23 protein-coding genes are annotated in these 20,429 nt (G+C 69.0%); 22 read left to right on the top strand and 1 reads right to left on the bottom strand.

The genetic code is table 11. The annotated features are described in order from the left end of the window. Positions 1–12 precede the first annotated feature (12 nt). The 9 genes from OG870_RS22780 (at position 13) to OG870_RS22820 (ending at position 9,326) form a co-directional block, all read left to right on the top strand. Positions 13–1,086, top strand: a complete 1,074-nt coding sequence (locus OG870_RS22780) for a hypothetical protein (RefSeq protein WP_327691349.1) — start codon at positions 13–15, stop codon at positions 1,084–1,086. Next, entirely contained in the window at positions 1,083–3,257 is a 2,175-nt protein-coding gene (locus OG870_RS22785; protein ID WP_327691350.1) for a hypothetical protein, read from the top strand. The genes OG870_RS22780 and OG870_RS22785 overlap by 4 nt, the downstream gene beginning before the upstream one ends. Before the next feature lie 170 nt (positions 3,258–3,427). Beyond that, on the top strand, positions 3,428–3,718 hold the full coding sequence (locus OG870_RS22790; RefSeq protein ID WP_327691351.1) for a hypothetical protein: 291 nt from the start codon (positions 3,428–3,430) through the stop codon (positions 3,716–3,718). 17 nt (positions 3,719–3,735) lie between these two features. Continuing rightward, positions 3,736–4,530 carry a deazapurine DNA modification protein DpdA family protein gene (locus tag OG870_RS22795; RefSeq protein ID WP_327691352.1) on the top strand — a complete coding sequence of 265 codons (795 nt, stop codon included), beginning with the start codon at positions 3,736–3,738 and terminating at the stop codon, positions 4,528–4,530. 19 nt (positions 4,531–4,549) lie between these two features. After that, the gene (ssb, locus tag OG870_RS22800) at positions 4,550–4,996 is read left to right on the top strand and encodes a single-stranded DNA-binding protein (protein WP_327691353.1); all 447 of its coding nucleotides are present in this window, start codon (positions 4,550–4,552) and stop codon (positions 4,994–4,996) included. Positions 4,997–5,087: 91 nt separating this feature from the next. Further along, on the top strand, positions 5,088–6,047 hold the full coding sequence (locus tag OG870_RS22805; RefSeq protein ID WP_327691354.1) for a bifunctional DNA primase/polymerase: 960 nt from the start codon (positions 5,088–5,090) through the stop codon (positions 6,045–6,047). 190 nt (positions 6,048–6,237) lie between these two features. Then, positions 6,238–7,494: a DUF3631 domain-containing protein gene (locus OG870_RS22810; protein WP_327691355.1), complete on the top strand. Its 1,257-nt coding sequence runs from the start codon at positions 6,238–6,240 to the stop codon at positions 7,492–7,494. 156 nt (positions 7,495–7,650) lie between these two features. Then, entirely contained in the window at positions 7,651–7,839 is a 189-nt protein-coding gene (locus OG870_RS22815) for a helix-turn-helix transcriptional regulator (protein WP_327691356.1), read from the top strand. A 71-nt stretch (positions 7,840–7,910) separates the two neighbouring features. Next, complete coding sequence (locus tag OG870_RS22820) at positions 7,911–9,326, top strand: tyrosine-type recombinase/integrase (RefSeq protein ID WP_327691357.1); 1,416 nt, start codon at positions 7,911–7,913, stop codon at positions 9,324–9,326. A gap of 303 nt (positions 9,327–9,629) precedes the next feature. Here OG870_RS22820 and OG870_RS22825 read toward each other — a convergent pair whose 3' ends face one another. Further along, the gene (locus tag OG870_RS22825) at positions 9,630–10,448 is read right to left on the bottom strand and encodes a class I SAM-dependent methyltransferase (protein ID WP_266839479.1); all 819 of its coding nucleotides are present in this window, start codon (positions 10,446–10,448) and stop codon (positions 9,630–9,632) included. A 56-nt stretch (positions 10,449–10,504) separates the two neighbouring features. Here OG870_RS22825 and OG870_RS22830 point away from each other — a divergent pair, with 56 nt between their 5' ends. From OG870_RS22830 to OG870_RS22890, 13 genes are all read left to right on the top strand, one after another. Beyond that, a complete protein-coding gene (locus OG870_RS22830) occupies positions 10,505–11,221 on the top strand; it encodes a GntR family transcriptional regulator (RefSeq protein WP_327691358.1) in 717 nt (238 codons plus the stop codon). Between the two features lie 468 nt (positions 11,222–11,689). Continuing rightward, positions 11,690–11,920 (top strand): hypothetical protein, encoded by a 231-nt coding sequence (locus tag OG870_RS22835; RefSeq protein WP_266839475.1) that lies wholly within the window; start codon positions 11,690–11,692, stop codon positions 11,918–11,920. 5 nt (positions 11,921–11,925) lie between these two features. Beyond that, on the top strand, positions 11,926–12,375 hold the full coding sequence (locus OG870_RS22840) for a DUF3307 domain-containing protein (RefSeq protein ID WP_266842127.1): 450 nt from the start codon (positions 11,926–11,928) through the stop codon (positions 12,373–12,375). Positions 12,376–12,417: 42 nt separating this feature from the next. Continuing rightward, entirely contained in the window at positions 12,418–12,570 is a 153-nt protein-coding gene (locus OG870_RS22845) for a hypothetical protein (RefSeq protein WP_266839473.1), read from the top strand. Positions 12,571–12,708: 138 nt separating this feature from the next. Beyond that, complete coding sequence (locus tag OG870_RS22850) at positions 12,709–12,975, top strand: DUF6284 family protein (RefSeq protein WP_266839471.1); 267 nt, start codon at positions 12,709–12,711, stop codon at positions 12,973–12,975. Then, on the top strand, positions 12,972–14,084 hold the full coding sequence (locus OG870_RS22855) for a conjugal transfer protein (RefSeq protein WP_266839469.1): 1,113 nt from the start codon (positions 12,972–12,974) through the stop codon (positions 14,082–14,084). Before OG870_RS22850 ends, OG870_RS22855 begins: the two co-directional genes overlap by 4 nt. Next, positions 14,084–14,431: an RRQRL motif-containing zinc-binding protein gene (locus OG870_RS22860; protein WP_266839467.1), complete on the top strand. Its 348-nt coding sequence runs from the start codon at positions 14,084–14,086 to the stop codon at positions 14,429–14,431. The genes OG870_RS22855 and OG870_RS22860 overlap by 1 nt, the downstream gene beginning before the upstream one ends. Before the next feature lie 2 nt (positions 14,432–14,433). Continuing rightward, on the top strand, positions 14,434–14,751 hold the full coding sequence (locus OG870_RS22865; RefSeq protein WP_266839465.1) for a hypothetical protein: 318 nt from the start codon (positions 14,434–14,436) through the stop codon (positions 14,749–14,751). Between the two features lie 2 nt (positions 14,752–14,753). Beyond that, positions 14,754–14,924 carry a pRL2-8 gene (locus OG870_RS22870; protein WP_266839463.1) on the top strand — a complete coding sequence of 57 codons (171 nt, stop codon included), beginning with the start codon at positions 14,754–14,756 and terminating at the stop codon, positions 14,922–14,924. An 82-nt stretch (positions 14,925–15,006) separates the two neighbouring features. After that, positions 15,007–17,133: an FtsK/SpoIIIE domain-containing protein gene (locus tag OG870_RS22875; protein ID WP_327691360.1), complete on the top strand. Its 2,127-nt coding sequence runs from the start codon at positions 15,007–15,009 to the stop codon at positions 17,131–17,133. Between the two features lie 204 nt (positions 17,134–17,337). Further along, entirely contained in the window at positions 17,338–17,829 is a 492-nt protein-coding gene (locus OG870_RS22880; protein WP_266839460.1) for a hypothetical protein, read from the top strand. Positions 17,830–17,917: 88 nt separating this feature from the next. After that, complete coding sequence (locus OG870_RS22885) at positions 17,918–18,823, top strand: bifunctional DNA primase/polymerase (protein ID WP_327691361.1); 906 nt, start codon at positions 17,918–17,920, stop codon at positions 18,821–18,823. 346 nt (positions 18,824–19,169) lie between these two features. Further along, positions 19,170–20,315, top strand: a complete 1,146-nt coding sequence (locus tag OG870_RS22890; RefSeq protein WP_266839455.1) for a DUF3631 domain-containing protein — start codon at positions 19,170–19,172, stop codon at positions 20,313–20,315. The last annotated feature ends 114 nt before the right edge of the window (positions 20,316–20,429 follow it).

Genomic DNA, 20,429 nt, shown 5'->3' on the forward strand with positions numbered 1-20,429 from the left:
GAGGTTGCTCCCGTGTACTCCCTGACCCCCGGCTACCGCATCCCCGCCCTGCAGCGCGGACTCAGCCGCGCCGAAACCCTGCTGACCAAGGCGAACGCCGGGCTCGGGAGCGCCGTACTCATGTCGGCGATGCTCACCCCGCCGCCCGTATGGACGTTCGGCGCCGTAGGCGCCACCGCGGCGGTGTTGAATCTCGCGCCGGGGCCGCGCTCGTTGGCCCGGTGGGCAACAGTCGGCTACCGGCACCTGCGCGAACGCGGCATGCCCGACAGCATCGCCGCACCCCCGGGCACGACCACGACATGGGCGCTGTACCCGGAGCACGGCACCATGCAAGACCCGCAGCGCCGGGCCGCGTTCCATGACGCGTTCGCCCGCGCGTTGGTATTTGCCGGCGGGCAGGCCCGCACCGCGGGCGTCCAGGTCCACGTCACCCACCACACCACCGCCCGCGACTACACCGACCACACCCAGACGATCACCGTCCACGTCCCCAAGGGACTGATCAGCCACCCTGCCCGGGTCCTCGACAGTCTGCACGGTGAGTTCGCCGCCCTCGGAGCTCTGGCCCCCGTCAACCCGGAGCCACTGCCCGCCGTGACCGAACGCGGCTCTGCCTGGGTGGGTTTGGACGACGGCCGTTACGCGGCGACCGCCCGGATCACCGCGTGGCCGGGGGAGACGGACGGCGACCTCATGCCCAAGCTCCTGCTAGGGCCTGGCACCGATCGGTCCCTTGCTGTTTTGTACCGGCCGCTGCCGGCGGGGCTGTCCCGCCGGTACGCGAAGTGGCAGAGCGCCGCGAGTGACGCCTTCACCGCCGACAAGGTCAAGCAGGACACGCACGACATGGCCAGCGGGACGACACACGGTGCGCTCGTCCAGGGCGCCACCCTTGTCGACCTGGACGCCTACCTGACGGTGTTTGACGACAGCCCGGAGAGCGTCACCGAGGCCCGCTGGCAGGCCTCCCTTGCAGCGGACCGGCACCGCATCCGGCTGGACTGGCTTGCCGGCCAGCAGCACCGCGCGCACGTGATGACCACCCCGCACGGAGCCTCCACCCGGAAAGGGGCGATCCTGTGATTCGACTGCCCACCACCCACGCCGCGATCACGGCGCCGCTGGTCGCCTCCAACACGGCCTTCCCCGGCATCGCGATCGGCCGCTCCCTGCTGGACGGACGGCCCTTCCACCTCTCGCCCGTCCAGACGTCGGCCGCGCTGCTGCCGTCGACCAACTCCCTTGCCCTGGGCGGGCTCGGCTCCGGCAAGAGCACCACCGCCAAGGCGCGGACCCGCCGCGAGATCCTCGATCACGGCCACCAGGCCGTCGTCATCGACAGCTTCGGCGAGGACAACAGCGGAGAGTGGGCACCGCTGGTGCGCTCCCTAGGCGGCCGGGTCATCGAGGCCGGCGCCTTCACTCTCAACCCGGTCAGCGAGCTGTTCCCGCCCGAGGTGCGGGAACAGCTGGTCCGGTCGCTGATCCTGGCGGTCGAGCCCGGCGCTCTCACCCACCAGGCCGCCCACGCCCTGCAGCACGCGCTGAACCACCCGAAGGCGACCTCGCTCAACGGCCTGGTGGACGCTCTAGTCAGCCCGGAAGACGGCCGCTGGCCGGCCGCCAAGCTGACCGAGTGGGGCGAGGGCGCCGCGATCGGCCTCTCCCGCTACACCGAAGGCTCCCTGCGGGGTCTGTTCGACGGCCAGGGTGCGAGCCTGCCGGAGACGGACTTGCCGATCATCTCCTTCGACTTCTCCCACCTGGACCGCAACTCCCCGGCGATCCCGTCGCTGATGGCCGCGGTCAGCTGCTGGGCAGAGCACGTGTGGCTGCGCCAGTCGAGCGCCGTGCACAAGCACCTGGTGCTGGAGGAGGCATGGCAGATCCTGCTCTCCCCGGCGACCAGCGAACTGATCCAGCGGCTGCTGAAGAACAGCCGGAAGGCCGGGCTGTCGCTGGACGTGCTCATGCACACCCTGTCCGACCTGGGTGAGGGCAAGGCCCGCGACCTGGCCCGGCTCTGCGAGATCGCCCACGTCGGACGCCTGAACCCGGAAGAGGCCGCCATCGTCGGCACCCTGCTCGGACTGCCCGCCTGGGCAGTCGACAGGATCCCCACACTCGATCCGGGACAGGCCGTCTGGAAGGTCGGACCCGACTACGTCGACATCGTCCAGACCGTCCTCAGTGACGAGGAAGCCGCGCTCACCGACACCTCGGCACGACGCCGCATCGCACAGCAGCCCCTGGCCGTCGAACAGGACACCACTGTCGCCTTGGCGGAGCCTGTCACAGACCCCAGCGAGGGGACCGGCGTCGACGTCGACCCGAGCGAGGACCTGTACGCGCCGTTCACGACAGCTGACGGCACCTGGGACTGGAAGACGCTCCCGCCGAACGTCATCGACGGCGTGGCCGGGCACTTCGACCTCGCCCGGCACGAGAGCGTCCTCCAAGCCGCGATGGAAGGCCGGTTCGGCGAAGCCGCTGAGCTGGCCGCCGTCTACGAGCGCGAGGACATCACTACCTACGGCCTCAACTCCCCCCAGGCTCTTGCCTGGTTGGAGACCCGAGCGCAGGTAGCGGATCTGCGCGGGGACCCCGGACAGGCGATGCAGCTGCGCGCTACCGTCGCCAGCATGGGCAACGACGACCGCGCATGGTTCGAGAAGAGCGACGACAGCACGTCTCCGGCATGGCACAGCGTGCCCCAACCGCCCGCCCTCGCACCGGCACTGGACAACGAACAACCCGAGCGGGCGCGCCGGCGCACCTGGCCCTACGTCGCCGCGGTCGCAGGACTGTCGATCGCTGCTGCTGGCGTGTGGACGAACGCCCAGAACGAACACCACACCCAGGAACGCCAGCAGAAAGCCGCCGCCTACAAGGGCCGCTCGGGCGCGGCACTCACCCTCGACGGCGTCAAAGCCGACGTCGTGGCGCAGTGGACCACGGACAGGGACAACGTCATCGTCGAACTGCGCTCGTACTTCGACAAGAACGCCAGGTACCTGCGGATCGACGGGGCCAGCAAGACCGCCAGCAGCATCCGGGAAAACGGCTGGTTCCCCAAGGACCCCGAGATCAAGCTCCCGGTGACCGACCCCCTCGCCGACGTGACGGTCCACGTCGCGGTCGGCGGACGCACCTGGAAGGGAGGCTCCCGAGCCACCTCCCGGACAGTCCGCCTGTCCCCGACCGGGATCGCCTACGACGCAGAGACCGGAGAAAAGCTCCCTTCCGATCTCTGACGCACGCTCCGCTGCTGCCGAGGGCCCGCACCCCCAGGGGTGCGGGCCCTCACACGTGCTCGCTTCCGGGCGCTCCGGCTAGTCCTCGACCACCCGCCCTGCGCGGTGGGCGAGGACGGGCCAGGCCGTCCGGCCTCACCCGCTACCCCACCCGCGAAGGAGACCCCGTTTTGGCGAAAGCCCCGACCGTCATAGGTGTGCTCACCGAGCCTCCGGCCCCCACCTGGTGGAAGGCCAACCGGCACAAAGTCCTCGCTATCGCCGGACTGCTCATCGGCTTGTACATCGGCACCCACCAGGACGGAACGCCCCAGCCGGAGACTCCGCGCCCGGGCCACAGCACACCCGCGCCAGCCGCACACACGCCTGGCCCGAGCAGCACGCATACGGCCCGCGGACGCGGTTCCGCCGGACCCTTCGGAGCCAACGGCATCACCCTCAAACTCGCCCACTCCAAGTGACCATGCCAGGAGGCTTCTTGCGTTTCTATCTGACCACCCACAAGCGGCACTGGCTGCGTCTCACCGATGTGCCGCTGTTCTTGAAGTCCGAGCACTGGGACCGTGCCATCAAGTGGGACGAAGCCCAGGGCCCCTACGCCGTTGACTCCGGCGGCTTCATGGATCTCAAGGACAACGGCACCTTCACCAGGCCGCCCCGCCAGTACGTGCAGGATCTGCGCCGCATCTGGGAACACGTCGGCACCTACGACTGGGCCGCACCGCAAGACTGGATGTGCGAGGACGCCATCATCAACGGCGGCTGGTTCGGCGGACAGTACTTCGTCGGCACCCACCTCAGCGTGGAAGAACACCAGCGCCGCACCGTTCAAAACTTCCTCGAACTACGCTCCCTCGCCCCCGACCTGCGCATCGCCCCCGTCATCCAAGGCGACAACGTGCCGGCCTACGAGCGGTGCGTGGAGCTGTACGAAAAGGCGGGCGTCGACCTGCGAGCCGAACCGGTCGTCGGGCTCGGCTCCGTGTGCCGCTTGCAGTCCACTCGACAGGGCGCCGCGATCGTCACCGCGATGGCCGCCCACGGCTTCAAGCTGCACGGCTTCGGCTTCAAAATCCTCGGCCTGGAACGCGTCGGCCACCTGCTCGCCTCCGCGGATTCCGCGGCCTGGAGCTCCCACGCCCGCTACCGCCCGGCACTGCCCGGCCACACGCACAAGAACTGCGCCAACTGCTTGGAGTACGCCCTCAACTGGCGCACTCGCGTCATCGCATCCATACCCGCCTGGCAACAACCCCTGCTCAACGCCGCCTGACCACCACCTAGGAGACAGCATGTCGTTCGGAGAGACCCCCGTGACCCTGGTCGGCAACCTGACCGACGAGCCGGAGTTGAAGTTCACCGAGGGCGGAGCGGCTCTGGCGAAGTTCACCATCGCCGTCACCCCGCGCAGCTTCGACCGCACCGCCAATCAGTGGAAGGACGGCACCACCGCCTTCTACCGGTGCGCCGCCTGGCGCACCCTCGCCGAGCACATCGCCGAGAGCTTGAAGAAGGGTTCCCGCGTAGTCGCGTCAGGTCGGATGCGGCAGCACGACTGGACGACCGACCAGGGCGAGAAGCGCTCCATGCTCGCCGTCGAAGTCGACGACATCGGCGCCTCCGTCCGCTTCACCACCGTGAGCATCAACGCCAAGCGCGCCACCCAGAACGGTCCGGCCGGCGACCCCTGGAACACCGCAGGCAACCCGGCGGAACCGGGCAACGAACCGCCGTTCTAGCTACGCCAAGGGCGGCCCCCGCGCATCTCGCCAAAGAACCCGGGGCCGCCCTTGTCCACCTGCCCACTACAGACCTGTGGAGGTCTCCAGCATGACCCAACCCACCGACATCCGGCGAGCCCCCGCCGCACCGCCCCCGACCGTGGCCCTGGAAACTCTGCACCTACTCGCCGCCGCCCTGCTGTCCGCTGAGCGCGCCTGGCCCGTCATCCCCCTGCACCCCAACGCCAAGCGCCCCGCCGGACACCCAGAACGGTCCTGCCCCGGCACCGGACGCTGCGCCCGGGGGCATCGCACGCCCGAGCAGCGCGCCACGACCGACCCCGACCTGATCCATGCGGCGTGGGCGAACCTCCCGTACAACGTCGGGATCGCGACTGGACCGGCTGGCCTGCTCGTGGTCGATCTGGACGTGCCGAAGGAGGAAGAGCCAGAAGGAGCGCCTGACGGCGCCACTTCGTTCAAGGCGCTCTGCGAGCGCGCCGACGAGCCCTATCCGTACACGTACCAGGTGCGGACCCCCAGCGGGGGACGCCATCTGTACTTCACAGCCCCGCGCGGGATGACGTTGAAGTGCAGCGTGAAGCGGCTCGCCCCGCACATCGACACCCGTGCCTGGGGCGGCTACATCGTCGCCGCTGGCAGCACCACACCGCAGGGCGCCTATGCGGTGGCAGAAGCGGCCCCGGTCGCCCTGCTGCCCGCCTGGCTGGCTGCCCTTCTCACCGAACCGGCGAAATCGGCCGAACCGCCCGCGCTTGCGCCGGTTCGGGACGGCACCAAGGCCGCGCGCACCGCGTTGGAGCGGGAGTGCGCGGTCGTCCGGGCCGCATCGGAGGGTGGACCGAACGGGCGCAACGCCACGCTGCACAAGAGCGCGTGCAAGGTGGCCCGGTTCGTGGCCTGGGGCCACATCTCCCGGCACACGGTGGAAGAGGCAATCCAGGCGGCGGGGGAGTCGACGGGACTGTCGGCTGCCGAGTGCCGCACGACGATCCGCAGCGCCATGGAGTGGATCCTCGCCAACGCCACACCGCGGGAGGCCGCGTGACCACCACCCACTCCCCCCGCCTGGATTGCCCCATCCCCGCCCCGAACGGGCCGCAGGACGCCCCGCACGCCCGCATCACGGCGGGCGTAGGCGGCCGAAGGAAGGCCGCCCGAAGGGCGTCCATTCAGCCCTTCCCCCCGGCTCACCGCACCTCGCGCTCGACACGTAACTCCGAAGGGAGGAACGCCGCATGACCAGGTCCAACACCCCCATTGACGGAGCCGCGCTGCTCGACGAGGTGGAAGCCTTCCACCGCCGCTTCAACGTCTTCCCCACCGAACACGCCTACGTCGCCGTCGCCTTGTGGGACGCCCACGCCCACCTGATGGACGCGCTCGACGGCACCGCCCGCATCGCCTTCCTCAGCCCCGAACCCGGCTCCGGGAAGTCCCGCGCCCTGGAGATCATCGAAACCCTCACCCCGCGCGCTGCGACCACCGTCAACGCCTCCGCCAACGCCCTGTTCCGGCTCGTCTCCGCAGATGAGGGCACCCCCACGCTCCTCTTCGACGAGATCGACACCGTGTTCGGACCCAAAGCAGGGGGCAACGAGGAAGTCCGCGGGTTCCTCAACTCCGGCTACCGGCGCGGCGCCAAGTCCCTGCGCTGCATCGGTGAAGGCTCCGATCAGAAGGCAGCCTTCCTCCCGTCGTTCTGCGCGGTCGCCATGGCCGGCCTCGGCTCCCTCCCCGACACGATCCTGACCCGCTCGGTCATCGTCCGCATGCGCAAGAAGGCGCCCAACGAGAAGTGCGAGCCCTACCGGCGCCGCATCCACGAAAAGCAGGGCCACGTCCTGCGGGACCGGCTCGCGGACTGGACCGCCACCCTGCACGATCAGGTCGCCGAAGCGTGGCCGGAGATGCCCGAAGGGGTCTCCGACCGGCCGGCCGACGTGTGGGAGCCCCTCCTCGCGGTTGCCGACGCGGCCGGAGGGCACTGGCCCAAGCGCGCCCGCGAAGCATGCACGGCGCTCATCAAGGCCGCGTCCGCGGGCGACCAAGCCTCCCTCGGGGTTCGTCTGTTGACCGATCTGCGCGACAAGGTGTTCTGCGGAGTGGACCGGATGCCGACCGCGGCCATCCTCGAAGTCCTCCTCGGTTTGGATGACGCCCCCTGGTCCGACATGAGCGAGGACGGACAGAGCGCCAAGCCGCTCACCGCGCGCGGACTGTCCAAGCTCCTGAGCCAGTACGTGCGCCCCGACACCACCCCCATCAAGCCCCGAGGAATCCGGGTCGGGGCCACGACGCCGAAGGGCTACTACGCGGAAGACCTCGCCGACGCGTGGATGCGCTACTGCCCCCCGGACGCCCAGAAGTCCGCAACATCCGCAACGTCCGCAACATCGCAGGTCAACGAGGGTGAATCTGTGGCGGATACCCCTTCCGAGAGCCGCCACATGTCCGCGGAAACCGACACACGCCAACTCCGCATCGCCGGCTGACCAGTCGCAACCGAAGGTGCCGCTGCGCGTCCGCGTGGCGGCACCTATCCGCAACAGAAACGGCATCCGCCACAGATTCAAGCCGCTGACCAGCAATGTTGCGGCGTGGCGGATGTTGCGGATTCCCCAGAAGCCCCGAGACGAGGAGTCGCAACGATGGTCCGCCCGAAGATGCTCAAGCTCCCCGAAGTCCTGGAAGAGATCGACATGAGCCGCGCCGCCTTCTATCGCATGCGCGCCCGAGGTAAGGCCCCGAAGCTCATCAAGCTCCCCAACGGTCAGATTCGCTGCCGCCGTGCCGACCTCGACGCGTGGTGGTCGTCCATCGAAGACGCTGCCGCCTGACCACCTCCCGGCACAGCCGAGACACGAGGGGCCCGCGCTGAGCGCGGGCCCCTCCTCTTCCCTGGAGAGACATGCTCACGTACGACGTCGACATTTGGTCCATCCGCAAGCGGGCTGGCCGTCCGAAACCGTGGGAGCTTCGTTGGAGGGTCGGTGACCGCCCTCATTCCCGCAGCTTCAAGCTCAAGCCGCAGGCAGACGGACGGCGCGCAGAGTTGATGACGGCTCTCCGCGATCACCAGCAGTTCGACGAGGAAACAGGACTCCCCGCAGCCGAGTTGCTGGCGCGCACCTCGCCATCTTGGTACGAGCACGTCACTAACTACGTGCTGATGAAGTGGCCGCAAGCCGCCGCCAAGCACCGGGCGAGCATCGCGGAAGCGCTCGCTGTCGTGACTCCCATGCTCGTCACCAGCCGGCGCGGGGCGCCCAACGAGGTGGTGCTACGCGCCGCGCTGTATCAGTGGGCCTTCCGAGCAGTGCGCAATCCTGAGGCGGTCTGGATGCCGCGATACACCGTGGAAGAGCCACCACCCGAGATCAGCGCAGCACTGGAGTGGGTTGCAGCCCACTCAATCAAGGTCAAGGATTTGGAGGACCCAACCCTTCTACGCCCTGCCCTGGAAGCGCTCTCGCTCCGGATGGACGGAGCGCGAGCGGCAGAGAACACCGTTCGACGCAAGCGAATGGTGCTGAGCAACGTGCTGCGCTACACAGTCGAGGAGAAGGGGCTGCTCACCGCTAACCCTCTACCGCGCGTGGACTGGACGCCGCCCGAGAGCGAAGACGAGATCGACTTTCGGTACGTACCGGGCCCGGACGTGGCACGAGCCTTGCTAGGAGCGGTCCGTGATTCCGGGCCTCGCGGCAAACACCTGCACGCTTTCTTTGGGTGCCTCTACTACGCGGCCATGCGGCCTGGTGAGATCGTCGCCCTCAAAGAGTCAGATTGCACTTTGCCGCCAGCATCGCCTGAAGCCGTCAAAGACTGGGGCGAGCTGCTGCTTGGTGAGAGCCGACCAGAGGTCGGCGGCGGCTGGACGAACGATGGCGCGTCGTACGACACGCGTGGGCTCAAGCGCCGTAAGCGCGGCGCTACACGGGCTGTGCCCATCCCGCCCGTTTTGGTGCATCTACTCCGTGAGCACATTTCGCGCTTTGGCACTGCCGATGACGGCCGGTTGTTCCGGGCGGCACGAGGTGGACGAGTGGCGTCCACCGAGTACTGCGACATCTGGGAAGGTGCTCGGAAAGCCGTGCTCACCCGCCAGGAACTCAAGTCCGGGCTCGCGGCGGTGCCGTACTCCCTGCGGCATGCCGGAGTATCACTTTGGATCAAGTCAGGGGTGGACCCTGCAGAGGTCGCAGCGCGGGCCGGCCACAGCATCGCCGTGCTGTACCGCTTCTACGCGAAGATCCTTAAGGGTGGGCAGCAACACTCCAACAACCTGATCGCTCAGGCGCTGGACGAGGGAGAACAGCCCTGACTTTGGCCCACAGATGGCCCATACGCACTGGTCAGAGGTGGGATACGGGCGAGAATGAGTGAGACGGGGTGAACGTAAAAGGGGTGCCTCTTAGCGAGAGACACCCCTTCTGACCTGCTACGTCTACGACCTGCGCGGAGGCGGTGGGATTTGAACCCACGGTGACATCGCTGCCACGACGGTTTTCAAGACCGCCCGGTTTCTCGCGAGCGAATGGGCCGTGACCTGGGACTTCTGTGTTCGACGTTGCATCCTCTGGCTCATCCTGGCCAGAGGATGGCCGCAGAGATGGCGCGATGCGCGTCACGCGCCCGTGCTGGGAGCCCTGCCCACGGCCAGTAGATGCGAACTGGCAGCAAGCAATTCCGGGTACGGCTCTGCCATGCGCGCCGCCTCCATGGCGGAGGCAATCAGCTCGTCCGTGGGCCCCTCACCCGGCTGCTGCTCGGCTGCCTTTACGAGCGACCATGCGGGGCCTTCGATTCCGAAGACCTGTACGTCCGTCAGCCCGGCGGCCACCAACTCCGCCACCAGCTCCTCAGCCCGGTGGAAGTAGGACAGGGTGAACCCACGTACACCGTCATAGACGGCCGTCTCAAGAATCTGGGAGACGGAGTCACGAATCCGTTCGGTGTGCAGGTGGGCGTATGCGACGTGCTCAAAGAGCGACGCGTAACGGTTGATCGCCGCCGCCGCGACCAATCCGCCCGGCTTCACCACACGGTGGGCCTCTTCCAGCGCCTTACACCGATCATCGGGGTCAGGCAGGTGGTACAGCGGCCCAAGGAGCTGTACAACGTCGAAACTGTCGTCTGGCTCGCGCAGGTCACGGGCGTCTCCCACGATCGCCGAGCACACGTCCGCCGCACTCTCAACATGACGGGGGACGGGGTCTACCAGCGTCACTTCGTAGCCGTCCCTCACAAGCCATTCAGCGTGAATCCCGGTCCCTCCCCCCACGTCAAGCACACGCGCCGGTGTGGGGGGCAAGAAGCGTCGGAGAAGCTCTTGAGTCCTGACCAACTCCATACGTCCGTCTGCCGACCTACGCAGGCGGCTGTCCTCGTTCACTGTCTCGCCGTAGAACCGCATCACGGAGGGAGCCAATTCGAGATTCGACATGGTCGCAGTATCCTGTGTACCGGTGGACCAGTCCAGCGCGCGGAGTAGGGGAAGCCATGGCCATTCTGAAGTACGAAGAGATCGCCGAGTCTCTGCGCGCCCGCATCGCCGCTGGTGAGTTCGCCCCTGGCGACACCATCCCGTCCGGCCGCGACCTTGCCGAGCAGTGGGACGTGTCGCGAGCCACCGCCATCAAAGCTGTGGACGTGCTTCGCAACGATGGCGTGGTGGTGGCCAAGCAGGGCACCGGTTTCGTCGTCACTGAGACGCCAGTAGCGCGCCCTGCCGGCGCCCGCCGAGCCGGATCGGCGCGCATCTTGGGCGGAATGCCGTTCCTGCGCATCGGTACGCCCGACTGGGCAGAACCTCCCACACGCGTCGCCAATGCCCTTGGGATCTCCCCCGGAGTGCAGGCACTGCGACGCATTCGCGTCCTCCAGCTCCCCGACGGAACCCCGAATAGCGCCGTGGAGGCATGGTTCCCTCCAGAGATCGCAGAGGCAGCGCCTCGCCTCGCCGACAGTGCTCCCATCGCCGAGGGCACGACACGGTACGTCCGTCGGCAGACTGGTCGGTTCCCAGTCGAGGGAGTAGATATCACCACCGTGCGCCTCGCGACGGACACGGAGGCGGACCGCTTGCAGGTAGCGGCAAGCACTGCGGTAGCCGTGCTCCTCCACACGGCACACGACGAGGACGGCCGTCCGCTGGTCTGCGAGGAAGGCGTCACACCGTCCTCACTTTTCGAGCAGGTGGACACCTACGCCATGTAGAAGGCCTCAAATCGAGCTGGACCGGTCCTCCGGTCCAGCTTTTTTGATGGCTCGTCATGTGCTTTGACCTGCGAAAACTTTAGTCGGCTCCGGGCGCCTCACTTTTCAGGGCTTGACTGGACCGGTCCACCGGTCCAGTCTGTAAATGCAACGCCGTTCCTCCACTGCGTGGAGCGGTTCCGGATCGGGATGGCTCGCCACAACTAGGAGCCCCGCGCTGGTCGTTGCTTGAGAACTGCATAGGTGGGCCCCGCCTCCCCGAGTCGAAAAGGCGGACCGCACGGCTCTGCCGCGCATCAACCTCGCAGCTCAACGGCTGCGGCCGGTTGCCTCCGCTGCTCGTCTCGTACGAGCAGCGCTGAGGGGAGCCGGATTCCAACCACCGGACTTTCCGGCGTGGTGACCGCCCCTGTCGGGGTGCTCACCCGCTTCCGGGCTCCGTCCCGACTGCTGCCAAGGAGTGGAAGCGTGAATCAGAACGACCTGAACCACATCGGGCACCGCATCGCGCAGGCCGCCGCACAGTTCGCCCCCGGTCACCAGCCGACCGCCGCTCAGACGGCCGACGCCGCCGCGATCCTGCACGGCATGCTTCAGGCGGTAGAGACCTACGGCGTGACGTTCGCGCACTTCGAGATCGTCGCCGACTTCCCGCGCATGGCCATTCAGCTGGTCCAGGCCCGCGACGAGAGCCGGTGACCGCCGTGACCGCCGCCACCTTCGCCGCCGTGTTCGTCGCCCTGTACGTCGCCCACAGTGTGGGCGACCACTGGGTGCAGACCTCCCACCAGTCCGCGCACAAGGGCCGCCCCGGCTGGACCGGCCGTCTCGCCGACGCCCGGCACGTCGCCACCCTGACGCTCACCAAGCTCGCCGTCCTGCTGCCGGTCGTGTGGCTGCTGGACCTGCGCCTGTCCGTGCTCGGCATCCTCGCCGGTCTCGGCATCGACGCCCTCACGCACTGGTGGGCCGACCGTCGCAGCACGCTCGCATGGCTGGCCAAGGTGACCGGCAAGGGCGAGTTCTACCGGCTCGGCACCCCGCGCGCCGGCCACGACGACAACCCGCACATCGGCACCGGCGCCTACGCGCTTGACCAGTCCTTCCACCACCTGTGGCTGCTGGTCGCCGCCCTCCTCATCACAGCGGTCTGACCCCGCTCACCCACCGACTCACCAGCAAGCAGGAGGAACCCCATGGCGATTTTCAAGGGCGGCATCACCATCGGCGGCGGGACCGTCGGCGGGAAGAAGACCGAGGTATCCGGCAAGAAGATCACGGGCGGGATCACGATCGGCGGCCCGAGCAAGGGCAAGAGCACGGGCGGCAAGGAGAGCGGCAAGAAGTAGTGAGTTCCTAGCCCTCCGACTCTGACCGCACACCGCGCCCTGAGCGCGGCTTCCACCTTCAACGGCGCGCGCCCCCGGAGCTGTAACTCCGGGGGCGCTGTTCGGGCCGTTTCCACCTAGCAGGGAGACCACGACCCAATGAGCCACATCGTCACTGTTCAGGAAGCTGTTACCGCGTTCGCCGACTTCATGGAGCCGACGGATGCCGAGCTGGACGCGATCGAGCGGGAGATGCCGCTGATCCTGGCGGACGTCGACTTGCTCGACGCGCAGATCATCACCCTGGACCGCACCCCGAGCGAGCTGGACGCCCAGCGCATCCGCCGCGCACGGCGCCGCCTGCTCACCGCCCGCCGCACGCTCGCCAACCAGGACGCCACCGCCGCCGCCGGAGGCGCGGCATGAACCGCACCGAGCTGACGAAGGCTCAGAAGGGTGTGTTGACGGCCGCGTTCGTGCCGATGCTCGCCACGGGCGTGATCGGCGGTATCGGCACCTACAGCAACATCGGCCGCGCCTACGGCAAGGGCACCGCGCTCGGGGCGCTTGGTGCCGGTGAGGGCGCCACCGCCGTGCTCGCCCTGGTCCTGCTCGGGCTGACCATGCTGGGCCAGTCCTCCCCGCGCATCGTGCGCATGGGGCTGTGGGCACTGCCGGCCGCCGCGTCCGCCATGGGTGCGATGGCGGCGCCTGATCCGGGCCGGACCGTCATCTACGCCCTGACCCCGATGGGCATGTCCGTATCGGCGGAGGGCATGGCGTTCCTCGCCCGCCGGATCGTGGTGCACACCGACGGCCGCGATGCGGAGAACGAGCGACGCACCGCCGACATCGTGCAGGCCCTCGCCTACCACCGCGCCCGCGCCGCCCACCACCCCAGCGATCGGGTCAAGTGGTGGTCGGAGCGCAAGTCGTGGCGTCTGGCCCGCAAGGTCGGCGTCGGCGACGTGGCCCTCGGATCGAGGCTGCTGGACGTCCAGCGCGACCGCGTCACCGCCGGAGCCGATGCCGCACTCGGGTCGATGTTCGGCACGGAGAATCCCGCACCCGCCCCGATCGCAAATGCGGAGGAATCAACCGAGACCGCAAGGAAACGGTCTACGGCTGAGCTGGGGGAATCGACCCCGGCCCCGGCCGTGACGCTCACCCGGCTGGCCGTGCCGGATCCGGTCGCGGTCGATGCGGGTAAGCCGATTCTTCCGCTCAAGTCGATGCCCGCGATTCCGGGCCCGATCCCGGCACCGATCGCCGCACCGGTCCGGGGGAGCGTGGCGGCGGGATCGACTACGCCGCGTGGGGTGACCGGTCGGGTTCCCGAGGCGGCCCGATCGCCCCGGCCCAAGCGCACCCCGGAACAGCTGCTCGACGAGGCACGCAAGGCGACGGCCGGATGGCCGGACGCGAAGGTCACCGCCGAGGGCATCCGCCGCGCGATCCACACCTCACCCGCCAACGCCAGGATGTTGCGGGACACGCTGCTCGCCGAGCGCGCCGCTGCGGTCGGGACGCCGTGATGGGGGCGCTGCCGGTGTTCCGGTGGCGCCTGGCCCCGGACGGCTACGCCACCCGCCGACAACTTCGGGCGCGTGATCTGCGCCCCGGTGGTCAACAGGTGGCCGCGCAGCTCGAACGGCCCCGCCGGCACCGCCCGCCGCTGGTCGCTTACCTCTACCGCATCGACCAGGCCAAACCCATCCGCCCGATGACGCCGGCACGGTGGGCGGCTCTGGCCAAGGCCAACACCGCCCGCCGTACCTGCCCCGAGTGCCGCCGCGATGCCGGATACACCATCCCCACCTCGCTCGGCATGTGCGTGACCTGCGCCTTCCCCGACAACTCCGACGCCTTGAGGAGTGCGTGACCATGGGTAAGCCCAACACCCGCCGCCTGGACCACGAAATCCAGCTGACACAGCGCAAGTTGGCGGCGGTGCAGAACGAGGAGATGTGGCCGCTGAGCGGCGAGGAGCGGCGCAAGGTCGCCCGCGCCATGGTCGGCGGCTCCTACCGCGTAGCCCGCGGCAAGAGCACCGGCCGCGCCGAACGCGCCGCGGAAAGCGTCTGGAACAGCGTGCTGATCCGGCTGACCGCCGAACTGAGCGCCCTGCAGAGCGAGAGGCAGCACATCGTCAACGACGCCGCCAAGGACAAGGCCGCCAAGAAGTCCTCGGGGTGGTGGTGACCATGGCCAGCACGAACACGCCTGCCGGCCAGTGCCCGCAGTGCTGGCAGCACGCCCATGACCGCAGCATCCACCGGCGCCTTGGCCCGCGTGAGGACTGCCCGCAGTGCGTGGACCACATGAACAACGGCCACCCCTACCTCGTGCCCAAGAAGGAATCCCGCTGGTGGTGACAACCACCCCCACCGCGCCCTAAGCACACCCCTGCCCTTCTCAACTCCCGCCCTGATCAGGGCAGTCAGGAGCACCTCCAGCATGTCCGAGAACGTCGTTCACCTGCACAAGAACCCCGAACCGGCTGCCGAGGAGGCGGCCGTGACCACACTGACCGTGGTCCCCGACCCCGTGCCGGTGCCGATCGTGCCGCTGTGGGTGCGCTCCGGCCGCGCCATCAAGACGGCCGTCACCCACGAGCGCACCCGCACCACCGCCCGCGCGGTGGCCCGCCACGGCCTCTACACCGTCAACGGGGGCCGGATCGTGGCCCGCCGCACCTGGGATGGCAAGACCGGCGCCCGCTACGAACGCATGCTGCGCGCGGCTGAGGCTGCCGGGAACTACGAGGTCGCCGAGGAGTGGGAGGAGCGGTTGCAGCGCTTCCGCGAGGCCCGTCACCGCCGCCGTATGGACCTGCTCCACTCGCCCGTGGACGTGGCCAAGGGCGTCGGAGTCGGGGCCGGTATGAGCGTCGGTGTGCTGGTCGCGCTCGGGGTCGTGATGGCCATCAACAACCACGACATCACCGACGTCATCACCCCCCTTGCGGCCACGATCGAGTTCATCGGCCTGCTGATCCGGATCGTGCAGGTCGTGTGGGGTCCGGCCCTCACGATCGGCCCACTGTTGGCGCTGCTCGCGCTGTGGGCGGTGGGCAGCAAGCAGCAGGCCGCCCCCGCGTGGGTCATGCCGGCCAACGTCCGCAGCAGCGAGGGTGAGCCGATCACCCCGTCCATCGTCGTCAAGGCCCTGCGCGACCTGGGGGTGCCCGCGCTGCGCAACGCCATCAAGGAGATGGGCGACGCCGGCGCCTCCATGCTCGGACCGATCACGATCGCCGGATGCGGCGTCGAGGTCGACGTCACCCTCCCCTCCGGTGTCTCCACGAACGAGGTGCAGCAGCGCCGCCGCAAGCTGGCGGAGAACCTCACCCGGCACGAGCACGAGGTGTACATCACCATCCCGCAAGCGGCCCGCACCGTGCGGCTGTGGATCGCCGACTCCGGCGCGCTGGACGAGCCGATCGGGCCCTCCCCGCTGGTCACGGACGAGACCATGACCGCGAACTACAAGACCGGTAAGGCGCCGTGGGGTCGGGACCTGCGCGGCGACGGAGCCGAGCTGAGCGTGTATCAGCGTCACCTGCTCATCACCGGCCGCTCCAACCAGGGCAAGACCGCCGCCCTGCGCTCCCTCGTCCTGTGGCTCGCGCTGGACCGGTCGGTGCAGTTCTGGGTTGCCGACCTCAAGGGCGTGGGCGACTGGTCCATGCTCTACGGCATCGCGGACGTGCTGATCGAGGGTCCCTCCGATGACCACTGCATCCAGGCGACCGAGATGGTCGAGGACGCGGTGACAGAGATGAACCGCCGGATCGAGGTCCGCAAGAACGACCCCAGCGCGGTCTTCCCGCCGCTGATCGTGCTGGTGGACGAGGCGCAGAAGGCGTTCATGTGCCCGGCCGTCGACGACCAGAAGCGCCCCTACGGCGGCTCCAAGGCCACCTCGCGGTACTTCATGGCCGCCCGGACGATCCACAACCAGGGCCGTGCCGTCGACGTGCTGCTGTGGCAGGGCACCCAGGACCCCACCGACCAGAACCTGCCCAAGCTGGTCCGCGAGGGCGCCCACACCCGCGCCTCGCTCGTACTGGGCTCCGAGTCGCAAGCCAAGATGGCACTCGGCGACAAGGCAGTCGAGGACGGCGCCGCCCCGCACATGCTGCGCCAGGGCCTGGACAAGGGAACCCTGGTCGTCGCCTCGGACGGCATCGACATGCCCAAGGGCCAGTCGTCCATCACGGTGCGCACCCACTTCATCGACGACGACCCCGCCAAGGCCATCGCCGACCGGGCCAAGGCCCTGCGCAGCGGGGTGACCACCCTGCGCGTCATCGAGCGGGGCGAGCAGCGCGACCCGCTCGCCGACATCGCGAACCTGCTCGGAGACGCCAAGTGGCTGTTCACCCAGGACGTCCTCAAGCGGCTCGCCGCGCTGAACGAGGACGCCTACGGCTCCTGGTCGTTCCTCGACCTCAAGCGCGTCCTGGACGGCACCGGCGCCGAGCCCTACAAGTCCGACGGCCGCATGCGCGTCGGCCGCGAACGCGTCCTGCGCGCCCTCGCCGAACGCGACTCCGAGGGTTCCGCTTCCGCCTCCCAGTGACAGGGAGGCAACCCGCGTCGGGGCAGGGAGGCAGGGAGAACTCCCTGAACCCCTCCCTGCCCCGCCTCCCTGGCCCTGACCTGCACGAATGATCGTTCAGGGAGGCAGGGAGGCACCCCAGGTCAGACCCCCGAACCCCCCTCCACAACGCCCCCGACAGGGGGTGTCCCCGCCTCCCTGACCCACATTTCGAAGGGATTCCGCATGCACGCCGAGAACGCCCCCAGCACGGTCCGGCCGGACACCGCGATGACCGAGGACGAGGCGACCGCCGAGGCCCGCCGGATCATCGCCGACGCCTACCGGCCCGTGTCCGAGACGCCGACGGCCTACCGCGACGACACCCCGGTCCCCGCCCGTGGCAGTGCCCCGCCGGTTGCTCAGCCCGGACGGCCGCCGATGAGCCAGGGCGCCACCGACGCGAGCGTCCTCATGCTGACCGGCGGGGCAACCGTGTCCATGATCGGGCTCACGGCCGCCGTGCTCATGTACGTCTCGCAGTACGCCGACCCCGTGGTCTGCGGCCTCGTGTTCGGCGCCCCCACCACCTTCGTGCTCGCCCTCGCACGACTCGCCAAGCGAGCCAAGCCCGCCCCCGACGTCCACCACCACTACGAGGGTCCCGTCTACCAAGACCGGCGCAACGTCCACAGCCGGACCACCGGCGTGTGGGCCAAGACCAACAACCAGCAGTAGCCACGCCAAGGGCGGCCCCCGTACCTCGCCAAAGATCCGGGACCGCCCTTGCCAGCCAGAACCCGTCAAGGAACTGGAGACCTCCAGCATGACCCATGACGCCCGTTCCGCGCTGCTGCATTCAGCGCTCGACGCCGCTCAACGCGGCTGGCACGTCTTCCCTCTCCGGCCTGGCACCAAGCGGCCCGCCCTGCACGGCGAGCAGGCCTGCACCGGCACCGACGGATGCGCGAACGGCCACCTGAAGTGGGAACAGCGCGCCACCACGGATCCGGACCGCATCCAAGCAGCCTGGTCCCGGGCCCCGTTCAACGTCGGCATCGCCACCGGCCCCTCCGGGCTGGTCGTGGTCGACCTCGACATTCCCAAGGACAAGAGCAGTTCGGACGCGCCTAGCGGCGCGGCAACCTTCGGGGCGCTCTGCCAGCGCGCCGGAGACGCCGTCCCCGACACCTACCGGACGCGGACCGCGAGCGGCGGTGAGCACCTGTACTTCACCGCCCCGGACCGTGTCCGGCTCGCCAACACAGCAGGAACCATCGGCGAGTTGGTCGACACCCGCGCATGGGGCGGATACGTCGTCGCCGCCGGCAGCCTTACCCCCACCGGAGCCTACGAAGCGCTGAGCAGCCCTCTGGTGGCCCCTCTGCCCGCGTGGCTGCAAAGCATCCTCGAACCGGCCCCCAGGGCGCCTCAGGCGCCTCCAATGGCCTTAGCGGGTCAATCACGCCGATATGCGGATGTAGCACTCACCAGTGAGACGCGGAACATCGCATCGGCCCAACCCGGGGCGCGGGAAGCCGCGTTGTTCCGGGCAGCGCGCGCCCTCGGTCGCTTCGTCGCGTGGGGCGACCTCCCCAGGAGCGTGGTTGAGCAGGCTCTTCAGGAGGCAGGCGAGGCCGCTGGACTGTCCGCGTCCGAGTGCCGCTCCACCCTCCGCAGCGCCCTCAACTGGTCCATCGCCCACAACCAGAGCAGGCGGGATGCGGCATGAACACACCCTCCCGCCCCTCCCTGAAGAGCATCATCGGCACCCCGGCCGGCCCGCGCGCCGCCGAACCGGGCGCACCGCGTCCGGCCACGGGCGACCGAAAGGAGGTCGCCGAAGGCGTCCCCACTGCTGTTCGCCCTGAGCCGCGCCGTGGTGACGGCCGGTACCCCGTGGCGTGGTTGTCCATCTGCGCCCCGCGCGGCGCGACCCCGACGGCCACCTCGAAGTGCTTGTGCGGGTGGGATCGCAGCGCCGTTGGCCACAAGCGGGTGCTGGCCCTGATCGCAGCCCACACAGGTCACCGTGATGCCTGCCCGCTCCGCACTCCCCAGGAAGGGAGGGCCGCCGCATGACCGACACCATCGACGGGGCCGCGCTGCTCGACGAGGTGGAAGCCTTCCACCGCCGCTTCAACGTCTTCCCTCACGAAGCCGCCTACGTCGCCGTGACGTTGTGGGATGCGCACGCCCACTTGCTCGACTGCTTCGACTCCACACCTCGGTTGGCGTTCCTGTCGCCGGAGCCGGGGTCGGGGAAGTCGCGGGCGCTGGAGATCGTGGAAACCCTCGTCCCGGATCCGATGACGGCCGTCAACGCGTCCGCCGCCGCTCTGTTCCGGTCCGTGTCCAACCCGAACGGGCGGCCGACGATCCTGTTCGACGAGATTGACACGGTGTTCGGGCCGAAGGCGGGCGACAACGAGGAGCTGCGCGGGTTCCTCAACGCCGGTCACCGCCGTACCGGGGTCACCTACCGGTGCATCGGCGACGGCGGCAACCAAACCGTTCAGGCCTTCCCCTCGTACTGCGGCGTCGCGGTCGCCGGACTCGGCAACCTGCCCGACACGATCATGACCCGCTCCATCATCATCCGCATGCGCCGGCGGGCCCGAAACGAATCCATCGAATCCTTCCGGGCCCGCCTCCACGAGGCGGAGGGACACGCGCTGCGTGACCGGCTCGCCCAATGGGCCGAACACGCCCGGGGCTTCGTCATGGGGGCCTGGCCGGACATGCCCGACGGCGTCAGCGACCGCCCGGCCGACGTGTGGGAACCCCTGCTCGCCATCGCCGACGCCGCCGGCGGCGACTGGCCCGAGCGAGCACGCGAGGCCTGCGTCACCCTCGTGACCGCGTCCAAGGCCAACGACAAGGGCAGCCTCGGAGTTCGGCTGCTGACCGACCTGCGTGACCACGTCATGGTCGGCATCGACCGCCTGCCCACCGTCGCCATCCTCGACCGCCTCAACGCCCTCGACGACGCCCCCTGGGCCGACCTCCAGGGCAAACCGCTCGACAACCGGCGCCTGTCGAAAATGCTCGCCGAATACATGACGGCCGACAACGAACCCATCGCCTCCCGCAACATCAAGACCGCAGGAAGCGTCCTCAAGGGCTACTACGCCGCCGATCTCTGGGACGCGTGGGCCCGCTACTGCCCCCCACCCCCGGAAAGTCCGCTACCTCCGCTACCCGGCACGGAAAACGTGGCCTGACCAGCGGCAACGGGGTAGCGGGAACCGGCATCCGAACCCGCTACCCCACCGCTACCCATCCGCTACCGCTACCCCTTCCCGCTACCTCAAACAGGCCCCTGACCTGCGAGGTAG

The organism is Streptomyces sp. NBC_00461 (genome assembly GCF_036013935.1).
Taxonomy (GTDB): domain Bacteria; phylum Actinomycetota; class Actinomycetes; order Streptomycetales; family Streptomycetaceae; genus Streptomyces.

What these genes read in the sequence shown, in the direction of transcription:
- OG870_RS22865 (WP_266839465.1), top strand. Translation starts at nt 14,434, where the DNA reads ATGGGTAAGCCCAACACCCGCCGCCTGGACCACGAAATCCAGCTGACA.
- OG870_RS22885 (WP_327691361.1), top strand. Translation starts at nt 17,918, where the DNA reads ATGACCCATGACGCCCGTTCCGCGCTGCTGCATTCAGCGCTCGACGCC.
- OG870_RS22880 (WP_266839460.1), top strand. Translation starts at nt 17,338, where the DNA reads ATGCACGCCGAGAACGCCCCCAGCACGGTCCGGCCGGACACCGCGATG.
- OG870_RS22815 (WP_327691356.1), top strand. Translation starts at nt 7,651, where the DNA reads ATGGTCCGCCCGAAGATGCTCAAGCTCCCCGAAGTCCTGGAAGAGATC.
- OG870_RS22825 (WP_266839479.1), bottom strand. Translation starts at nt 10,448, where the DNA reads ATGTCGAATCTCGAATTGGCTCCCTCCGTGATGCGGTTCTACGGCGAG.
- OG870_RS22845 (WP_266839473.1), top strand. Translation starts at nt 12,418, where the DNA reads ATGGCGATTTTCAAGGGCGGCATCACCATCGGCGGCGGGACCGTCGGC.
- OG870_RS22805 (WP_327691354.1), top strand. Translation starts at nt 5,088, where the DNA reads ATGACCCAACCCACCGACATCCGGCGAGCCCCCGCCGCACCGCCCCCG.
- OG870_RS22890 (WP_266839455.1), top strand. Translation starts at nt 19,170, where the DNA reads ATGACCGACACCATCGACGGGGCCGCGCTGCTCGACGAGGTGGAAGCC.
- OG870_RS22870 (WP_266839463.1), top strand. Translation starts at nt 14,754, where the DNA reads ATGGCCAGCACGAACACGCCTGCCGGCCAGTGCCCGCAGTGCTGGCAG.
- OG870_RS22875 (WP_327691360.1), top strand. Translation starts at nt 15,007, where the DNA reads ATGTCCGAGAACGTCGTTCACCTGCACAAGAACCCCGAACCGGCTGCC.
- OG870_RS22850 (WP_266839471.1), top strand. Translation starts at nt 12,709, where the DNA reads ATGAGCCACATCGTCACTGTTCAGGAAGCTGTTACCGCGTTCGCCGAC.
- OG870_RS22855 (WP_266839469.1), top strand. Translation starts at nt 12,972, where the DNA reads ATGAACCGCACCGAGCTGACGAAGGCTCAGAAGGGTGTGTTGACGGCC.
- OG870_RS22830 (WP_327691358.1), top strand. Translation starts at nt 10,505, where the DNA reads ATGGCCATTCTGAAGTACGAAGAGATCGCCGAGTCTCTGCGCGCCCGC.
- ssb (WP_327691353.1), top strand. Translation starts at nt 4,550, where the DNA reads ATGTCGTTCGGAGAGACCCCCGTGACCCTGGTCGGCAACCTGACCGAC.
- OG870_RS22860 (WP_266839467.1), top strand. Translation starts at nt 14,084, where the DNA reads ATGGGGGCGCTGCCGGTGTTCCGGTGGCGCCTGGCCCCGGACGGCTAC.
- OG870_RS22820 (WP_327691357.1), top strand. Translation starts at nt 7,911, where the DNA reads ATGCTCACGTACGACGTCGACATTTGGTCCATCCGCAAGCGGGCTGGC.
- OG870_RS22810 (WP_327691355.1), top strand. Translation starts at nt 6,238, where the DNA reads ATGACCAGGTCCAACACCCCCATTGACGGAGCCGCGCTGCTCGACGAG.